The following is a 19,083-nucleotide window of genomic DNA, read 5'->3' as shown; positions in this document are numbered from 1 at the left end:
CCAAGAGTTACACATTCCACAGTATTGCATTACCGCAAAAGACGACTTAACTATGGTGGTAATGGAAGGTATTGAGGGCATTGGCCGAACCTACAGCACTAAGCTAACCTATGCGCAGTGTGTTGAGTTTATTGATATCGAAGATGAAACAATCCCTGTGAGAGAGCGACTTCAGCGAAATGCTGACATGGCTAGGGTCAAGGGCGTAGAGGAATACCTACTGAATCGAGACAATACATTTTTCCCAGGTGTAATCCTTGTTGTATCTAAAATGGATTTAGAACCTCTAAACATTGGTTTTGGATCTGAGAAATTATTTCAAGCTACCCTAAAAAGCAACGCAGACCGACTAATGATCGACGGTCAAGGTCGGTTAAGTGGGATTATGCGAAGTCTGAAGTCAAAGCCAGCGTTAGCAAGTTATCACTTGGACGTTAAAATCATTGTCGTTAACACTGCCACAGTAAGAGAGTCGACAAAGTTTGTCACTCAGATCTTTGCTGACCTGCACTTGAATCTCAAGAAGCCCAACGCATCTCAGTCCATCTGGTTTGACAGTGAAAGTCATCTAAGCCGGTTGTCAAACGATGTCCTTGATACTGTTGAAAAGCTCAACATCCCTTTTGCAAATGCTATTGCCGTTAATGGTAAGTTAACCACTGGCCAGATTTATACTCTAGCTAATGTCACTGATTTTATATCCATCATTACAGCATCAAGTTCAAGCAAAAAGGCTGTTAATCTGGTTTTAGCTAATAAAGATAACTACGACCTATATAAGGTGTTAATCGCCCAATATATCATGGCTCTATATAATGTGGTTGCATTTGAAAAAATTCAAAACGCCAACATTACTGAATGGAAGCAGGAATTGAATACAAATATTTTTACCTGCGCTATTGGTTTGAAAGCATTGGCTTGGGTTGGTCGGTCAATCATTGAAGATGCCCTAGAGAACGAGTTGCCTGAGTTGAACTTCGCACCATTAGAAAAACTCTTAGATTTACCATTAAATGATAAAACCAACGATTTATGGTTCAAGAAGGAAATTTTTCACAAAATAGACGGCAAAGTGAAAATCGTCAAAGCTTCAGAAAAAAGGCTAGCTGCAGTGATATGTCAATCAATTCGTTTGCTACCAGCTGCGGAGTTGGTTTAGGAGAATATTATGGAGTTATTTGACTTAAAAGCATCACGATGTCCCGACGCAATGATTTATGTTCGCAGGGCTATAAGCGCTGCTGTGTCGGGTGATTTTAATGGTGATGTAGAAATTAGAACTATAGAAGGTTCAATGTTGCGGGATTTACCCCACTATCTAGCTCAAGTTGAAAATGTCACAATTATTGAGTCAACCAGCGTGATACTCACAAATGCGACCAGGGAGGATTGGGTTGCGAATGGTGAAGCGATCGATGATGATTTGATAAATATAAATCAACAATTAGTTTTTAGAATTAACATAAAAACGACTGCCTGCTCGTTACTAACATCTAAGTAATCCATCAAAGCACCTTCCCTGGCCTCTACATTGGACGGCCAACTAAACTTTAAACCAACATAATTGCTTAATAGCAATGATTTACTTCTTCCATGACTGAATAATCACCCCACAGTTTTTCGTTAAATTAACAATTTAGCTATCAATTAGTATTAGTACGAGCACTAGTTGACTACAAATGGGCTTGATCTGGCGCACATATTCATAACAATTTTGATTAAAAAATGCTTTTAGCTAACAATTAATGTACTTTGAAAGAAGTAGATAGATACATTTGGTGATAAGAAATGGCACAGGCGCACTTAAAATTAAAGAGAAAGCATGGTTCTGCCATAAAGGGTTTGATTGCCTTCTTCACACAGTCGCACTTAGTTTGTTTTGCTAAGTTGGCAAATAAGGACAAAACGATAGGGGTTTTATTTGGCCGTATTAGGTATTGTCGTCACTTGTTCGATGGTGATATGACAAAGGAAAATTATATTCGTAATTGGTATTTAGTGAGGCATTCACTGGATAAGCTGGTGGTCCTCATAGCGTCTATGAATAACACACAGTATGTCATTAACTTGCTTAGTGCAGTGATTAAGATTTATAGCGACTCTGAGCAGAATATAAAATCTGATATGAGTGAAGTACACTTGAAAAATGAATGGTTAACAATGAAAAAATCTCTATCAGAGATTTTAATCATGGAGCCCAGTGAATCTATGGACCTTGCAATACAGCACCTTAAGAAGATTCAAGTTGATGAAACTCAATTCTTTAAGCTTAATTATTTAAAGTTATTTTAGTCGTGTTCAATTGGATGTAGGCCACGACTAAACTCTGTTAGAAGTAGGAATGCTCTATAGCTAAACATTTAGGTGGAAGTGTCTTTTTTAGTGCTAATATTGTTTTAATGATGGGCGAAAGAACATCCCTCGCTACACATTCAAATACTCCTTGAGCCTGTCGGTAATCGACACCTTGGCCGAGCCCTTGGTAAGCTATTGTCGGAACAACCCCATCAATTAGATGAAGTGGAACGCTCTGCGCCTTTGCCAGTTCTTGCACAGTAAGCAATCTCGACAAATTATTGGGGCCAGCAATATGGCATTCAGTGGCACGATTTTTATTATAACCCTTTCCGCAAACCCCAATCTTAGACACAGTAGGTGAAACAAGGTTAAAGGCAAAGTTTTTGCCATTTGTTTTGTTTAACGCTGCTTTTCGTACTTTTTCATCTGATGATTTCCACATCTTATGTGCATAAGGTATGGTCTCAAGAATTGATGACAGATGTTGGTGAACTCTTTGGAATACCGGGAAGTTTTCGAGGTCAGGTATCGATAGCCCTGCTGAAGTTGCAACGAACCAATACCTTTCTCGATTTTCGATTGAGTGCGTATGGGTCGAATTAAGGACTTTCTCTGTTACGTTATAGCCATAGATTGCCAATAAGGATTTTAATAAAACATACGTGGCTGACTTCACAGCACCAACAACATTTTCACTGACAAGAATAGAAGGCTGACAGCGTTCTATCAATTTTACTAATCCAAATATCCCTGTCGCATCAGTTGAGTGCTCTTCAGGAATATCGATTTTGTTTTTTGCTTTACCGCTCGACCCCATTCCGGTGCAGGCTAAGCTGAAGGAAATGCAGTCTACAAAACCAACAAGCTCCGGCTCCATTTCTTCAAGAGTAGACTCAAAGATGACCGTTGAATCATCGATTGAATGATTATTACTGGAAAGTACATCTAAATATTGGCGTTCACGGTCTACAACAAATTCAGTACGACATTTAAGCCCAGATTTTGTTAGTACATCGTAACCAGCTGCAGCACTAATACCTATGCCAGCACATAAAACAGCTTTTGTAATAAAACCATTAGATAGGTTTTTTGCTAAGCGAGCTTCTCTTTCTTCAATTTTTTTATCTAAATGATGAATCGAAATATGGATTTCATTCTCGTAAAAATCAGCCCTAACTCTAGTTGATAAACCAGTAATTGTTACAAGTTCACTATTAGACAGCTCAACAATAGGTGTGAAGCTATCAAAATTGTGACGTTTACGACCAGAAACACACCGGCAATTGTCCACTACTTTATCTAATAACTTTAGAATAATTGTGCGATTAGTAACATTCAAAATAACAGTATACGGACGGCCTTTGATGAAATTAGATGCAAGCAAGCCGGCGCCTTGAAGCCAAATTCTGGGTAACCCTTTTGAAGATGTGCCAATTTTGTAGTAACGATGTTCAATAGCATTCATTAGAAATTCCAAAGAGTTGTCGAAAAACATAGAGGCATTATAAATTAACTTTCAAAATATATCAACTGAAGGTTGCGAGTTATCCAAAATATCTTACTTATAAATTTAAATATATGAATTTATATGACATATTTTTTAAGGGGGGAGTTGTTGATTTAATGAAAAAGAATGTGGCTATCATAAAAAGGGGAGAGAAACTTAGACAGCCACAATAAAATAACGATTTTAATTCACTTTACATATACATGATAAGTGATAGGATTTTGAAGTCAAGAAATTTCGATTTGGACTTGGTTTTTGAGGTTAGTGAGTGAATGGCTGCAGGGCAGGAAAATGTTTGCGACACCCTGCCCTGCATTGCTGGAATAAACGAGGTTTGAATGCCAGCAGGTTGATCATATTAAACAATTATAAATTGCGCAACTCTTATCGAATATTGGCTAATGCAACGATTTTTGATGATTTCATCAAAAAACGTAGCAAACGCAGCAAATAGTTGTTGCCAAGTTAATCGTAGTTAACTATATTATCTGAAATAATGCTGAATTTTATCCGTTTGGGGAAATAATGAAAAATAATACGCAACAAAAATTAGATGCATTGGCTAGAAAGTTTTCTCAAATAAGTGCTGATGATGTTGACGTTTATGGCAATGGAGATGCCCCAAATGGTAAATACTATCGCACATATAACCAGCGAGAAGCCTTAGCAGCAGTTCCTGAAGCCAAAACTAATAGAATCATTAATCGTATTTGTGATGAGCTCAATATTGATTACAAGATTGGGAACACTTGGAGAATCAACCAAGTTTACCTTAACCAAATTAAGCATTACCTCAATAAAGAACGAAATAAAGAAGCTCCCATCATTTCGAGAATTGCATCGGTTGTAATGATTGGCATCTTAAAAGGCGGGGCTGGTAAAACATCTGTTGCAACTATTTTGGCAACAGGAATGGTTTCACAGGCGAGCCGAATGTATAAGGTATTACTTATTGACTTAGACCCTCAAAAAACGGCTAGCTCTCAATTAGTACCCAACATCAGCAAAAAAGATATTTCAATTGGCGACCTAATGATCCACCAGGGTACTAACGCTGAATTCAATGACAAACTTAAACTTGCAATTAAAGAAACTAACTTCCCTAATTTGAATGTTATTACTGCTGCTGATAGAGATCGTCAATATGATATCTTTGTAAAAGAGCAAGAAATTGCAGCTGACAAGAAAGGCGAGAATTATAGTTGTTACAAAGACCTAGAAAGAGTAATCAAAGCAGTTGAGAATGATTACGATCTTATTTTGATTGACACGCCACCGCACTTTACAGCTTCTAATATGTCAGCCCACTTTGTCGCTGATAACATTGTTATGCCGGTTAAACCATCTGAGCTAGATTGGGATTCAGCTGGTATGTATATGAGCTTTCTGAGCCGTACTTACGATGTTTTTCAATATTTAGGACACGAAGGTTATAAAAATATTAAATTACTGATTTCTGCACAATCTCCAAACAGTAACGCAGAAAGCCGCTTAGCACACAAACTCCGAATGGCCGCGGGAATGGAGCATTGCTTTGTCACCTCAATACCACGTTCCGATGCGATTCTTGCAACGGCTGAACAACGCTGCACAATATTTGATATGTCTGTATCAGAATTTTCTGGTACCAAGACATCATTACGTAAGGCTCAAGAGTCAGCAAACGCATTAATCAACGAATTTGAATTGATGATAAACGAATAAGAGCGAGGATATATCAAATGAGCGGTTTCGTAATTCCCGGTGTGAACCAAGCACAATTAGATAAAATTAAAACTGAGAGTGAATCAAAACCAAACCAGAAAAAATCATCTGGCAATGGACGTCCTTCACCAAAAAATCGAGATTACACAAGCGTAATTAACCGAATAAGTGAATCTACAGTAACGGAATTAAAAGACGCTTCTGAAAATACTGTTAGTGAAGATAGCGATACAGACAATCATATTGATGTGAAAACTATCACGCTAAAATCAGGTGCTGAAATCGACTTTTATAGAGTGTTTATACCTCATGAAAAGTTGAAAGAGTCTGTGGTAGTTACAAACAGTAATAAGCGAAAGCAAGCTCTATTGTCTCGCAATAATACCTATAAATTAGCTCAAAGTTTAAGGCAAGAAGGCCAGCTGTATGACTGTTATGGGGAGCTGTTACCAGACAAACGAATTTCAAACTGGGATGGTTCTCGTCGTTTCTTCTCAGCGCTTGATGCAGGTATAGGCCTTTGGTTCCTTGTTACAAAAGAAAATAGTATTTTAGAAAGTGACAAGAAAAACCTTATTACGAAATTTCATTTGTATGAGCCGCCATCAATTATCGATAACGGGTATGAATACTTGGAGTTACAGCAAACGGGAAAATACAGTCACGCAGAGATTGCCGAATTATTTGATGTAAGTCGCAGTAATGTAACAAAATCAATTCTAGCAACTGAAATCCCGACATATATAGTTGCTTTGTTTCAGGTTACGAATGAGCTTTCATTCAGAGACCTAAGCTTACTGCGCACAATTTCATCCAAGCTAAACAAACAAGAGGATGATTTGGAGTCTTTCATTGGGGATATGGATCTTCAGCCAGGGACAAGCAAAAAAGAGATATTTAATTTTTTAAGCGAGGCCGTTATTAAGGATGCCGAAGATAGTGGTAAAGAACCATCTAGTAATGGAAATGTGCCTACATTCAAGTTGATTAACAAAAAGGAATTTTCGTATCAGATAAACCTAACTCAACTGACTGATGATAAGAAGATAAAACTCGAAGCTTTTTTAGCGGAATTAAATCTAATCGATTAATTGTGTGGGCATACGCCAATATGCCCACACGTTATAAAACCCAGTTGCCTAACAAACAAATCAGGAATTATTTTGAGAAATGTAACAGTAGAAAAAATTTGTGTCAAAGTAAATAAGGTTATTCTATGCAGAGCGTGTAGATTTTCCACATGGACTTCGATTGTTAACGATCTGAAAATTCAATTAAATAAGTGATAGCTATGACTGATGTTGAAAAGGTTCTGGACCTAGCAATAAACATTTCCGACAAAGAATTACCGATTATTTGTTTCGATGAAGAGTTTCTTGCAACATGCAAAGTCACACCAGACTTAACTCCCCTTTTCAATATCATCCCTAACAACCTATTGGTAGCATCAAATGGATTGCAATATTTTAAGTTAAAAGAAGATTTGCAAGTCGTTTACACTACCGCCTGGAGAATGTTATCTAAGTTAAAGAAAAATGGGCATTTACATTCACACAATTTCAATCGGTCTAAACTTAAATGTACTATCTGGTACCCATCAAGCTTTGGGAAACCTGAAACATTAAAAGACCTTGTGACCAAGAAACCTAGTAAAAGTGCTGAAAAAAAATCTAATAGCCTAATAACACATCATAAAATTCATGATGTTAATAACCTGTCATGGGCAAAATCACTAAATGTAAACCAAAATTCCATATTTATAACACGTACTATTATCAGCTTATTCCAAGCCCTTTTTTTACACGACGCTAAAGACAAGACTACAACCAAGGTTGAGCAGCAACTGCCCAGCATTAGCCCTCTTTATGATGTCCCTGTAAAAGTAACATTAAGATGCGTAGAAGATAGCCAGTTACCTTTAAGTGAGGATATAGTTATCTACGGTGCAGTAATCAAATGCGTAGTGCTAAGCAAGTTAGAGCATAAGCGAAGAGGTTCCAGACTGTCACCATCTGAGCAAATGTCATTTCAAGTACCGATTAACTCTATTATCGATGAAATTAATGCCACAGAAAAAATTTATAATCGAAATAGAACTTCAATTATTGCCTCGTTATTAAGGCTTAGTTATGCATCTATCACTATTAAACCAATTGATTCTGATCTATTTAATGATAGTGAAATGGAAGATGAGATAACAATCATCAACCCAATAAGCAATTTTTCAACAAACCTTAAGCGCACTGTAGATGGCGAAAACTATCGTGGACAGGGTTTGCTGGTCGCTAACTTCAACCTTCCCCTCATTGTATGCAAAGCGATAGACAACTTAGTCAATAGTGCAAATGAAGAGGAAGAAAATAGACGCCTACTAGAAAGTGATTCAGCAGAAAGGTTGCATGAGATATCAAGCTTATTTGTGAACACTCAAAACAAGTCTCTTTCATTGCTTGTGGTGCATTTACTCGCGAAATCAAGATATTCAAAAACAGTGGAAGAAAGTTGGATTCAAATTGCTACAGGCATTGAAAATGGTCTCACAGCGACAAGAATACAAAGGCAAATCACAGAGGTGTTCATTAAAAATAATGCTAAGAAGATTAATGACAATGGGCTTTTATTAGAAGACAAAAACCAAAAAATGACCGTTTACCCGAACAAAGTCGTGTATGAACTTAAAAAGATTGGTTGATCACTACCCTTCTCTTTCAAATTTGAAACGCTAGATATCTTCATCTCATCCATTTTAAATGTTGATACAAGAATAGGTATAGAGAATTCCTTACGCCTCTATACCTCCTTTTCTTTTTGTTCACGCGTGAACAATACGATAAAGAATTTTAATCCATTTACACACCATTAGTAGTGTGCTTTAATTATATTAAGCTTTGAAATTACGATCATCGTACAAACGTAAAATATAAATTAATTATATAACTAATCACTTTTTACCAAATGAGAGATATCTTATGAATTTAATAAAACGGGTCGTCTTTGGATTACTATTGGCAATTGCCATCTATTTAGTCTGTATGATAGTTACAGTTCCATTGATGTATGTCATGAATTATTTTGTTCCATCTCCTGAATTGACGAATGCTACAACAGGAGAAATGATTGTTCTAGCGTCGAAAATGTCAGGAGCTTTATTGATTCCTCCATTGCTTTTTTTCTGTCACTCTGAATTGCCTGATCACCTAAAACTGGAAACTGATGTGGTACTTGATACAATAAGCAGTTTATTTACAGATGCTGCATTCCTTTTACTAATAGCTTCGTTTGTTGCAATTTTCTTTTTTTGGTAAGCGTACATGCCCTTCTGTTCAAGAACGAACCATACATACAGTAGAGTACCTTACCTCAATATTTGCTTTACTAAACGTTCCGCGTTGGTTCACGCGTGAACGATACGGTAAGGCAATAAACTCCCCTCCACTACCTGTCTTAAAAATTAAAGCATTGTGCATGACTGTTACTATTGTTAGTGCGCGTCGCTAACTTTTGTGCGTTGGTTCACGCGTGAACCAAAGGTAAAGGCAGTAGCAATACCCTCCATTGTCGGTCTCTATAATTAGGTCTTTGAAAATGATTGCTATTATTGTGGGCTGAGTTGATAACTTTTGCGCCTTGGTTCACGCGTGAACCAAAGGTAAAGGCAGTTAAAATACCCTCCACTGTCGGTCTCTATAATTAGGTCTTTATAAATGATTGCTATTATTGTGGGTTGAGTTGATAACTTTTGTGCGTTGGTTCACGCGTGAACCAAAGGTAAAGGCAGTAACAATACCCTCCACTGTCGGTCTCTAGAATTAGGTCTTTGTAAATGACTGCTATTATTGTGGGTTGAGTTGATAACTTTTGTGCTTTGGTTCACGCGTGAACCAAAGGTAAAGGCAGTAACAATACCCTCCACTGTCGGTCTCTAGAATTAGGTCTTTGTTAATGACTGCTATTATTGTCGGTTGAGTTGATAACTTTTGTGCTTTGGTTCACGCGTGAACCTGATAGCTATACATTTTTCTTCAAAGGAACTGAACAATCAAACCCTGTTATATAAGCATTTTGAAGCAAAATATAGATAGTCTCGGCAACAAATGTAAATGCTTTTGGCATGTAACCTCTTAATATATCAGTATCACTTCTTTTCAGGCTTCCATGAGTTATCCTAGAGCGCAGACTGTATAATGCATTGAACTCCACCATTGGCTTGATGCCAAGTGAATATAAATCAGTTCGTCGAAAAGCATTTGTATTTAAAAAGCCCCTTAAACCCTCCAAAACTTTTTTTGATTCACATAGCTCACAGACTTTTTCTGGATAAAGCTCATTGGCGATAGCCTCCAAAGAAGAACATAAATTTACGATAGCCTCACAATCATCATGGCTTTCAATGGCTCTGTTGAACCTATTAAGGGCAAACCTTACATTGTTAGCCAAACTGTTATCTAAAAAAAATTGGGTCATCAGAGAGTCTAAGATGACAACCGAATTTACTGACTTAATCTTTTCCAAGAAGCAATGGAATTCTGAAGGAAGAAAATAGAAATAATCATTGTTGCTTATAGACTCATTTCTTGAAATATAAATTCTTCCTTTAGAACCATAGGACGTTTCCTGTTGAGAAAAGAACAGCATATGACGGGCATCAGAGTATCCATTAGCCACACCGAACACCCTGATAAAAGCTTGAAATATATCTATTACATCATTGGACCAAGATAGAAACTTGCTATAGCTAAATGAGTGGTAATTTATGATTTTAACAAAACAATTCTCTAATGCATTTGGTGGGCGAAACTCAATATTTAATGGAATTTCTGTTGGATCAATTATTTCAACCACAGACAACTCACCTTTAGGAATCAATCCTATCCTTGAGAACGCTGGATATAAAATGAAATCAGGCTTATCTTCTTTTAGCCTTTTTAATTCTTTCTTAACTAGCTTTTCAAGCCTGCCCGCGGTCTTTGCCGGAGATTCGTCAATTTTAGCTAGAAAAATATCTTTTTTAACAAGCGCGTTTTCGAGACATTCCATGATCTCATCACGCTTTAGGTTAACCAACTCATTCTTGAATACCGCAAATGCTTCGTCCAATGCTTCTCTGTAATCTCTTAGTAGGTTGTTCTCTATTGATGTGTGAATACCAAATAAAGAGTTGAATTGATTTTCCTTAACAAGATCGTAGCTAATGTAACTCAAGAATATTAAAGCATTCTGTTGGTTTATATTCATATTCGCTTCTATCTGCATTTATATGGTTCACGCGTGAACCATGGGGTCACGGAAGCAAAAATACTATCCACTGGTTATCTCTAAAATTAAATCTTATTGAATGACTTTCACTATAGGTAGTATGCTTTGCTAAAGTTTGCGTGCTGGTTCACGCGTGAACAATATTATAACGGCAATCCACAAAGTACCAACATCTGTTTTTCTATGACAATCAATTCCAGTTAACGCCTAGCAGCATAGGCAAATACTTTACTCTATTTTATCGATTGTTCACGCGTGAACAATCGAGCTGCAGATGCAAATAAACTTATTGATGCGGCACCATAAAGTTTGAAAATGTATGAACGAATGAATTTATAAAATTTGTACACTCTTTAGTATACAAACATTTTTCAAAACTCTTAGGAATAGGGCAGGGCGGTTATAGTTTATTAAGGCTTCATCAGAGACATTGTAATAGGTTATAAAGATAACAACCAAGTTATACGCTAGTTCACTAAGAAACGTACTAAAGCACTTACACTAACAAATAGACTTATTAGGTACCCGATAAACACATATAATAAGCCTGGATTATAAATAACATTAAATCCAATATTTTTTTAAATTTCGTTCTTGATTAAGAAAATCAAAATAAACTCTTTAAATACAGTGATATAGTGTGATTTCTGGTGGTAAAAAACTGGGCGAAACGGTCATTGATACAAAAATAGAGGCATTGTTAGACTTAAAATCATTAAAAACAGAACTTTATGGTGTTGAGAAAGCAGTCAAATTACATGCAATTTGAATGTATTGGGGCGCAATTTGATATTAAAGGGGCGCAATTTGATATTAAAGGGGCGCAATTTGATCGTTACAAAATCACAATTACAAAACATATCTATATATAACAGTAAGTTGCAATCAAATTGCAGAATAAGAAGCTCATTTATGAATGCAATTTGACGTTTAACGACTGCAATTTGACTGTTACTGGGTGCAATTTGTCTATAAGTAGGCGCAATTTGTTTCTAAGTAGGTGCAATTTGATATTAAAGGGGCGCAATTTGATATTTAAAGGACGCAATTTGATATCAAAGGGGCGAATAATCCTTTACAAAATGATAAGTGCATGAAGTAATGAGGTTTTGTATTTATTTTGGAGAGGTTTGATCTGTATTGATTGATCGAATAGATTAGATCGAAATTCGATCATACTCATCTAACTAATTGATTAATGAAAACAGATAACCAACCATCATTTACCGCACCAAAGTTAAACCATCGGTTAATTAACCGAATGGTAACTATGGCGTCCTCATATGATTGGCAATCTGACAGATCAATATTGGTGTTGAGAAATGTTCTGAACTTACGTAGTAGGGTGAGAACCCGATTTTTAGCGTCAATCTCCGCTGTTGGAGCATGTCTTGCGTTTCATGCTCAATTAACACCTGTAAAAGCAGCTGACGGGCAAAGAGTATTATTCGCAATGCCTGATTACGTCTATGTAAGTAATATCGCAGCACAATGCGGTATATCTCGTTACACCGTGTATAGAGTGTTGGACTATCTCGCTGCAATAGGAGATCTGATTACTCACACAAAGTTTGACCCAATAGCCAAAGAATACTCCCCAACGCAGATAATATTGACAGAAAACTTTTACATTAGGATTGGATTTAAATTTGATGAGCTAAAAGCTGCGGTCATTTCTGTGAATAAGGGCCAAGCTAAAAAAGAAACGAGTCAATCAAATCTTAAGTCAAAAATTGGTGAGTTCATTAAAGAGCTACGTCCTTCAGTAAAACGACGGTTAACAAAGTCGACTGAAGGCATTCTTACCAATGAAATCATTCAAGATGAAAAATCTCAAGTTATTAGCATCCCAAAAAGGAATGGCCTACTGGACTCCTTTATCAGTAAGGTTAAAGTAAACACCGGTACGACCTCTTCTGATTACATAAAATCAGAGGGATATAAAGGTACTCAAAATCCTATCGCTAATTATTCAAACAACCCTGAATACCTGAGTTTAATAAACGCTTTGAGGGAAGAGGGCGTTCCTATTGCTAAGCGTCATAGATTAGCGGTAGAAAGCCTTAACAAGTCTAGTTAACACCTCTCAGCACAGATCTATCAAAAATACGCCTAAGCCCGTTATACCCCCCCTAAACAAGCCATAAATCAGCTAAGTTCGACACATTTGGTCCAGAAATCCTGAATTACTTTATTATTGACTCAATCATACTGAAATCAGAATTTTATCCACAGTTATCTGAAACAGGTAATAATATAGGTAGAGAACACTAAATGCCCAAAGATCATTCTTCATAAATGAAGAGACACCCACCAAAGGTTGGGGTGTCATTTTCAAGACTCTTTAAGAATTTTTTTCAAACACTAAAACGATGAATCTATAAGGTGAGGGGATTTGGTTGATTCTATAAATTCAGTAATGTGGATTTTTACTTGTTCCATGAGCATTTTGTAAAAGGGGTAGTCTACAGATTGACCGACAATCTCTGTTGGAATCTCTTTGTTGTTGGCATCTAGAGTAAATGACTCTGGAATGCCCATAAGTTCTTTTAACAGTTCTTCATTTGGGAAAAGGATTTCTCCATTATATTCAACAACTAAACTGTCCTTGGCTTGGCGATTTTGACTTTTAAGTAACGAATTTGAATAAGTGCTTTGTTCATTGATTATTCGCAAACGGCCATCTGCCAACCCTTTTTGAACACTAGATGTATTAGTGATAACACGCATTTTATTTAAGTGCGGTTTGATGAACTTATTTCAAATAGGTGTGTTGTCGCGTGGAGACTGCTCTGGAAACTCAAATTGATTAGGTAATAGTGTGGCTACATGAAAGAAACGCTTGCGTGAAGTAATGCCATTGTAATCACGAGGATCAGCAATTAAAGAATGAGTTTTGTAACCTAATTTACGTAATCTTAAATCCCAAACTTTACCTAGATCTGAAGTTGTTGCAAAACCAGTGACTTGTTCAAGCACTACAAATGGAAATCTCATTGCTTCAACAATTCTTATTCCATCTATGATCATATCAAGAGAACTATCCATATTATCGAAACTAATATCTTTTAGAGATTTAGATTTGACGTTACTTAGCTCGTCACACTGAAGACTTAGAATGAAAACAGATGATGGATTCCTTTTAGTGGCCCATTTTATGTAATCCGTCTAGATGTACGTTATATCTTCATTGAAAATATGTTTTACAGGAACATTTGAAAGTAATGACATAATGCCTGTTTCTGTCTTATCTGTATGATCTCGTCTTTCTTGAGGACGATATTCAATCGCTGCATTAATTTCAAAGCCAGCAGACATAGCTGCATGAGCATCGACACCAGCAGTGCATGCAGAGAACACTGTAAAAGGATTAATGGCTCTAGTGAGCTTATGTCGCTGAACCCATACATTGACATAATGTACCCATAGTTTGACAAATCTAACTCATTCAATGACATAAAAATGGCTTTTGTAATTATATTACAAAAGCCATTTTCTTTAATATCAGTATCTTGAGTGATTAATAACCCATACATTGACAAATTTTTGCATGTTAGTACGCTAAACATACTGTATTTGTGCGAATTTAACTCATGTCCATTTTCAAGTTAGCTTTGCTAACACAGAACTGCCCCAAAGTTTGCTAGCACTCGTTTGTTCATTTGGGAGTTTACGAACGAGTTGCCTTACAAAATCTAATCTATTGGCCCGACTTTTAACGCTTCGCTATAACAGCCCAAATCTGGACAGGTATACAGTCATATCTTAAAACGCCTGTTTTTGAGGGCGTGGAGAGCAATATCCGTGCGAGATATCCCAATATGCATAATTTAAAGTCATTTAAAATCAGCGAGGTAAAATCCTCAACGGTTAGATAATAGGTTTGGAAAACGCTCATACGCGTTTGTACAGATGGTGTATTTGGCAGAAAGCTGATAAGTTCCTTACATACAGACAGTTAACTGCGCGTTCTTTCACGAAACTACGCGCATGCTCACTAATGAAATGTTATACGATTCGAGGGGTAGTATGCGGAAAATTGCTTTTTTCCTAAGAGTTTTCGAGAACGAACAATACATGAATGACTTTCTCGATGGTAAAATTTTTATGAACCGACTTTCATATTTTTCGGCCTTAGAAGGGGATGAGGAAGATAATCGGGCTGATCCTCGGGAAGCATTAGCTGCAATATGGCAACCAAAAGATGTGATTATTGAAGTTAATGGGCGTGTATTGACTTCGATCGCTGGCCCAATCGAATCACGACAAATCAAAAATACACATTTACATTTATTTTGTTTATTTACTGGTGCTACTTCAGAATCTCATTTATTAAATCCAGCAGATAACAGACAAGCAATGCAGGCTGATTTTAATGTTCCAGAAGAGTGTGCAAATCTTGGTGAATACTATGTTGTTATACATAACACACAAAAATTTATAGACAGAATGGTGGCAGCAATTAGAAAGGCTGGTTACGGAGATTCGGCTAAAGCAGGAATGGTAAAATACTATGACCCTGAAAGTTTTACTGGTGAATTTGGAGATCGAGCTGCATTTTCTAAAACAAAAAATTTCTCACATCAAAAAGAATATAGATTTGTAGTTGATACCAAAACAGAGGATGAAGCGCCATTAATATTAGATATCGGTGAAATTAGAGATATTGCTCATATTTCAGATACATGGGATGTAAAGGTAAATATTGAAACTATCCACGGCGAAAAAATCGTATAATCGGGTAGCCGGAGGTGTCTAGCCTCCAGCCCCCACACCACCCTGCATGCGGCTCCGCACAGGGCGGTTCATTTAGAACACCTGATCAAACTTTCTGATTAGGATAATGAACTGCGATCCATCCATCTCTTAATGAACATAAACCCGCTTTCTTAAGATAGTCATTATTCAGCGCTTGCTGTATCCCCGGTGTTTTCGAGCTTCGCCATGGGCCTTTGCTTGTAATACCACAACCAACAGCCACTTGAATCCTGACACCACGCTTAAGTAAATTCTGCACCTTAGTCCGTGGTTTTCGCCACTGACGCCAGTAGCACATACGTACGCGACGACGGATCCAATGGTCTAAATAGACACATCCTTGATAAGCATTGGCTATGCCGAAGTAGTTGATCCAGCCTTGCATGTACTGTCGCACTTTAAACAATTGATATCCCATACTAACGCCCCAATTTCGGTTCGTCAGCCGTCTCATCTTTTGTTTGAAAATATGCAACGTTTTAGCGTGCCACTGGATCTTACCTCGGTTAAATGTGAAACCGAGGAACTTGCTTTGACCTACCTTAACCACTTGGCTTTTCTGTTCATTAACAACCAGTTTTAGCTTAATGGCAAGGTAGTGAGTAATGCTCTTGAGTACCCGTTCTCCTGCTCGAATAGACTTAACCAAAATGATGAAGTCGTCCGCGTAGCGGGCGAATTTATGCCCTCGGCTTTCCAGCTCTTTATCCAGACTATCCAACATTATGTTTGATAGTAATGGCGAGAGTGGGCCGCCTTGAGGCACGCCTTCGAAACTAGCTTCAAATTGGTCGTTGACCATCACACCAGCACGAAGGTATTTACCAATAAGCGCCAATAGACGCTTATCCTGCACCTTGCTCCTTAACTGAGTCATTAATAGATCATGATTAACTCGGTCAAAGAATTTAGACAGATCAACATCGACGGCAAATTTGCGTTTCTGCTTAATGATATCCCTTACTTGCAGTACCGCTTGTTTGGCATTTCTGTTCGGCCTAAAGCCAAAGCTGTTAGCCGAGAAAAATGGATCAAACAGCGGTGTGAGTATTTGAGCTATCGCTTGCTGTATTACACGATCAATGACGTTAGGGATCCCCAATTTGCGTTTACCGCCATCGGGTTTGTCGATCTCTACGCGCCTGACCGCAGAGGGTTGGTACTCACCTAGCTCAAGTTGAGCTTTACACTGTTGCCAGCCGCCTTGTTGCATCCAGAGCGGGAAGGCTTCGATGGTCATGCCATCGATGCCTGCCGCGCCTTTATTGGCTTTAACTTGCCGCCACGCTCGGTGTAAATTCTCAGGTTCTAGTAGTTGTTGAAATAAATCGCTGTTGAAGGCTGGTTGCATATCAATACGCTGCCGATAGTAATCGTCTGGCGACGTAGTGGGTATCGACAAGTTTGACAAGACTCCTCCTTCTTCTAAATGTTCAGGCCTTCACCATGTCCCAACCATTACGATGGGCGTTGGGCTACTATGCCGTCTGCTGACTTCTGCTTAATCACATGCCGAGTTACCTTGTCATGCGCTATCGGTTTCCATCTGGTTCGCTCTTTTCAGTCGATGAGGTTGAAAAGCCAAGGCACTTATAAACCAGAGCCTCACTGGTTAATGACCGATCGCGTGTTAAACAGATCTCCCCAGATAAGAACATGAACTTTCTTTGCACTGCTGCATCATTTACGGTGGCCATTAGATCACGTGGTTTCGTCGTCTTGTGCCAACTCACCTCTAGCCTACGCCTCATATGATGTTCTTGTTCATCAGCTCGCAAATTTGCTAGCGGCTTCCTTCAGACCAATCCTCACGGATAAGCCCTTGCCATTCGCTAGTAGTTAACGTTTAATAACAGCACGTTATTGAACGGTGACCTTCCTACAGAGGACTTTCACCTCATTAGTTCATGCCCATGCTGGGCGTACATAAGGCATTTAAACTGAACAAAAACAGTGGGTTACGTTCCGCTTCGCTACACATTTTAACCCACTATTTTTGTCCGCTTAATGCGGCGTTAGGCATTCAGGAGAGTTAAGTGTTAAATCGTATTTTATTTGTCGCATTAATTATTTTTGGTGTTAGTGCTTGTCAAAGTACAGGTGTAATTCCAATGGATCATGGTACTTATATGATCGGTAAAAAAGATGGCTCTCCTGGTTTAGGTGTTTCACTTAGTAATAAAGCTGAAGTTTATAAAGAGGCTAATACTTTTTGTCACGAGAAAGGGCTTAAAGTTGAAACTATTAAAGTAACCGTTTCACCTGCTAAATTAGCAAAACTTGGCTCAACAGAGTTAGAGTTTAAGTGTATAAAAACAGAGCAATAAATGCCTAACTAAAACTAATAAGGATAGGCCGCGCGAAGCCGCGTCCTTATCCCAAGTGTTGAACAAGCCCGAACACCTGAGAGTGACTCTTTATTATGTAAATAACAGCTCGAGAAAACGCGCTGTTTGATGTGATAGTTATCGTGCTAATTTTCTGTAGTCAGCAAGCTACCTTAGCCTCTCGGCTAATTGTTTTAACGCTATATTTTCAGTATCTTAAATTATCTCTCTTCATCGTATTCATTAAGCCATTATCCTTATTATCATTTTCAACATTAGCTTGAGGGCATTAAGTTTGTCGGTCGTTTCACTATGCCCATAAAACGCATTGGTTGCTGACAGCAGGGGCAACTGCGCGTTGCTAACCTGCGCTTTATCTCGGGAATGATTGGAAACATTGCCCCTGCAACTGCTAGCATAAGCTGTATTTGTTGCCTGAGCTTTTTGGCATTTCCTCTGAGCAATCCATAGTCTCTTACTCGTCTTAATCCCTTCGGCAATACGTATTGCAGTATTAACCAGAGAAATTCTGTGGCGGGTAGAGTACGGACTTTCTTCGATTTGTTTTGGCTGTCTTCATACTCGAAACCCACTTGACCCTCGACATGACTTTTGATGTTTTTGTCAGCCAGTACGCCACGATACAGATAGCGTGATAGATACTGCAACGCAGGCAAGCCTTTGCCCACATGCTGGCAGTCTACCACCCACTTTTTGGGCAGTGAGGTTGGCAGTGTGAGATTTAGTTTTGCCAAATACTCCAGCAAGCGCGCACGCCAGACGTTGGCGAGATTAAAGGCGTTAAACAGGTATTTACCCTTGTTCTTTTTCCAGTGCTTTTGGGTTTTGTTAAAACTGCCCGCTGGAATAATAAAGTGAATATGCGGATGTAAATCCCGTCGCCGGCTGTGGGTATGCAGCACGCCGGTAAAACCAATATCACCAGCAAGCTTAGGTGAGTTAAGCGCAAAGTCTTTGAGCACACTGGCAGCGACGGAGAACATGGCTGGATAGAGCGCTTCTGGGTGATATTTAGCAACAACACGCAGGATTAGGAAAGTATGATTTAAGTGCTGCATGAATATTGAGAATATAGCTGATACGTATAAGCTGATCGCCATTGAGATAAAATGGATATTTTGCAGTTTTAAACTCAAGAAATGATGCTTTACTTATGTGTAATATCTTTACCATATCATCAGTCTGGCAGCCCCATTTTTTCAATATTTTAAC

Annotated in this window: 16 protein-coding genes and 1 pseudogene; 11 read left to right on the top strand and 6 right to left on the bottom strand. The window is 38.1% G+C overall.

The features are described 5' to 3' along the window. Nucleotides 1–61 precede the first annotated feature (61 nt). From HNW13_RS18510 to HNW13_RS18500, 3 genes are all read left to right on the top strand, one after another. Nucleotides 62–1,159: a DNA sulfur modification protein DndB gene (locus HNW13_RS18510; protein WP_192114737.1), complete on the top strand. Its 1,098-nt coding sequence runs from the start codon at nucleotides 62–64 to the stop codon at nucleotides 1,157–1,159. Between the two features lie 9 nt (nucleotides 1,160–1,168). Further along, a complete protein-coding gene (locus tag HNW13_RS18505; protein ID WP_192114738.1) occupies nucleotides 1,169–1,501 on the top strand; it encodes a hypothetical protein in 333 nt (110 codons plus the stop codon). A gap of 287 nt (nucleotides 1,502–1,788) precedes the next feature. Next, the gene (locus tag HNW13_RS18500; protein ID WP_192114739.1) at nucleotides 1,789–2,292 is read left to right on the top strand and encodes a hypothetical protein; all 504 of its coding nucleotides are present in this window, start codon (nucleotides 1,789–1,791) and stop codon (nucleotides 2,290–2,292) included. 37 nt (nucleotides 2,293–2,329) lie between these two features. Here HNW13_RS18500 and HNW13_RS18495 read toward each other — a convergent pair whose 3' ends face one another. Continuing rightward, nucleotides 2,330–3,763 carry a DNA cytosine methyltransferase gene (locus HNW13_RS18495; protein ID WP_192114740.1) on the bottom strand — a complete coding sequence of 478 codons (1,434 nt, stop codon included), beginning with the start codon at nucleotides 3,761–3,763 and terminating at the stop codon, nucleotides 2,330–2,332. Between the two features lie 567 nt (nucleotides 3,764–4,330). Here HNW13_RS18495 and HNW13_RS18490 point away from each other — a divergent pair. The 4 genes from HNW13_RS18490 (at nucleotide 4,331) to HNW13_RS18475 (ending at nucleotide 8,814) form a co-directional block, all read left to right on the top strand. Further along, nucleotides 4,331–5,509, top strand: coding sequence for a ParA family protein (locus HNW13_RS18490; protein ID WP_192114741.1), 1,179 nt, complete (start codon nucleotides 4,331–4,333; stop codon nucleotides 5,507–5,509). Nucleotides 5,510–5,526: 17 nt separating this feature from the next. Next, on the top strand, nucleotides 5,527–6,600 hold the full coding sequence (locus HNW13_RS18485; RefSeq protein WP_192114742.1) for a hypothetical protein: 1,074 nt from the start codon (nucleotides 5,527–5,529) through the stop codon (nucleotides 6,598–6,600). Between the two features lie 200 nt (nucleotides 6,601–6,800). Next, nucleotides 6,801–8,201: a hypothetical protein gene (locus HNW13_RS18480; RefSeq protein WP_192114743.1), complete on the top strand. Its 1,401-nt coding sequence runs from the start codon at nucleotides 6,801–6,803 to the stop codon at nucleotides 8,199–8,201. 277 nt (nucleotides 8,202–8,478) lie between these two features. After that, nucleotides 8,479–8,814, top strand: coding sequence for a hypothetical protein (locus HNW13_RS18475; RefSeq protein WP_192114744.1), 336 nt, complete (start codon nucleotides 8,479–8,481; stop codon nucleotides 8,812–8,814). Nucleotides 8,815–9,517: 703 nt separating this feature from the next. Here the strand turns inward: HNW13_RS18475 and HNW13_RS18470 are convergent. Next, nucleotides 9,518–10,744: a HEPN domain-containing protein gene (locus HNW13_RS18470; RefSeq protein ID WP_192114745.1), complete on the bottom strand. Its 1,227-nt coding sequence runs from the start codon at nucleotides 10,742–10,744 to the stop codon at nucleotides 9,518–9,520. 661 nt (nucleotides 10,745–11,405) lie between these two features. Here HNW13_RS18470 and HNW13_RS23675 point away from each other — a divergent pair. Beyond that, complete coding sequence (locus HNW13_RS23675; protein WP_279575211.1) at nucleotides 11,406–11,534, top strand: hypothetical protein; 129 nt, start codon at nucleotides 11,406–11,408, stop codon at nucleotides 11,532–11,534. Nucleotides 11,535–12,218: 684 nt separating this feature from the next. After that, on the top strand, nucleotides 12,219–12,845 hold the full coding sequence (locus tag HNW13_RS18465; protein WP_208062936.1) for a hypothetical protein: 627 nt from the start codon (nucleotides 12,219–12,221) through the stop codon (nucleotides 12,843–12,845). 284 nt (nucleotides 12,846–13,129) lie between these two features. On the opposite strand, the gene HNW13_RS18460 is transcribed toward HNW13_RS18465, so the two are convergent. Both HNW13_RS18460 and HNW13_RS18455 read right to left on the bottom strand, forming a co-directional pair. Continuing rightward, nucleotides 13,130–13,495 (bottom strand): hypothetical protein, encoded by a 366-nt coding sequence (locus HNW13_RS18460; RefSeq protein WP_192114747.1) that lies wholly within the window; start codon nucleotides 13,493–13,495, stop codon nucleotides 13,130–13,132. Nucleotides 13,496–13,525: 30 nt separating this feature from the next. After that, a complete protein-coding gene (locus tag HNW13_RS18455; RefSeq protein WP_279575214.1) occupies nucleotides 13,526–13,795 on the bottom strand; it encodes a DNA cytosine methyltransferase in 270 nt (89 codons plus the stop codon). 999 nt (nucleotides 13,796–14,794) lie between these two features. Here HNW13_RS18455 and HNW13_RS18450 point away from each other — a divergent pair. After that, nucleotides 14,795–15,502, top strand: coding sequence for a hypothetical protein (locus tag HNW13_RS18450; protein WP_208062934.1), 708 nt, complete (start codon nucleotides 14,795–14,797; stop codon nucleotides 15,500–15,502). Nucleotides 15,503–15,587: 85 nt separating this feature from the next. Here the strand turns inward: HNW13_RS18450 and ltrA are convergent, their stop codons facing one another. Then, entirely contained in the window at nucleotides 15,588–16,934 is a 1,347-nt protein-coding gene (ltrA, locus tag HNW13_RS18445) for a group II intron reverse transcriptase/maturase (RefSeq protein ID WP_192114750.1), read from the bottom strand. Between the two features lie 625 nt (nucleotides 16,935–17,559). Here ltrA and HNW13_RS18440 point away from each other — a divergent pair. Beyond that, complete coding sequence (locus HNW13_RS18440) at nucleotides 17,560–17,850, top strand: hypothetical protein (protein ID WP_243756334.1); 291 nt, start codon at nucleotides 17,560–17,562, stop codon at nucleotides 17,848–17,850. Nucleotides 17,851–18,125: 275 nt separating this feature from the next. Here the strand turns inward: HNW13_RS18440 and HNW13_RS18435 are convergent. Further along, nucleotides 18,126–18,899 (bottom strand): annotated as a pseudogene (locus HNW13_RS18435) (transposase); the annotation flags it as partial. Nucleotides 18,900–19,083 lie beyond the last annotated feature (184 nt).

It is taken from the genome of Shewanella sp. BF02_Schw, from assembly GCF_014596695.2.
Classification (GTDB): domain Bacteria; phylum Pseudomonadota; class Gammaproteobacteria; order Enterobacterales; family Shewanellaceae; genus Shewanella.
This window is presented reverse-complemented; position numbering and strand designations above follow the sequence as displayed.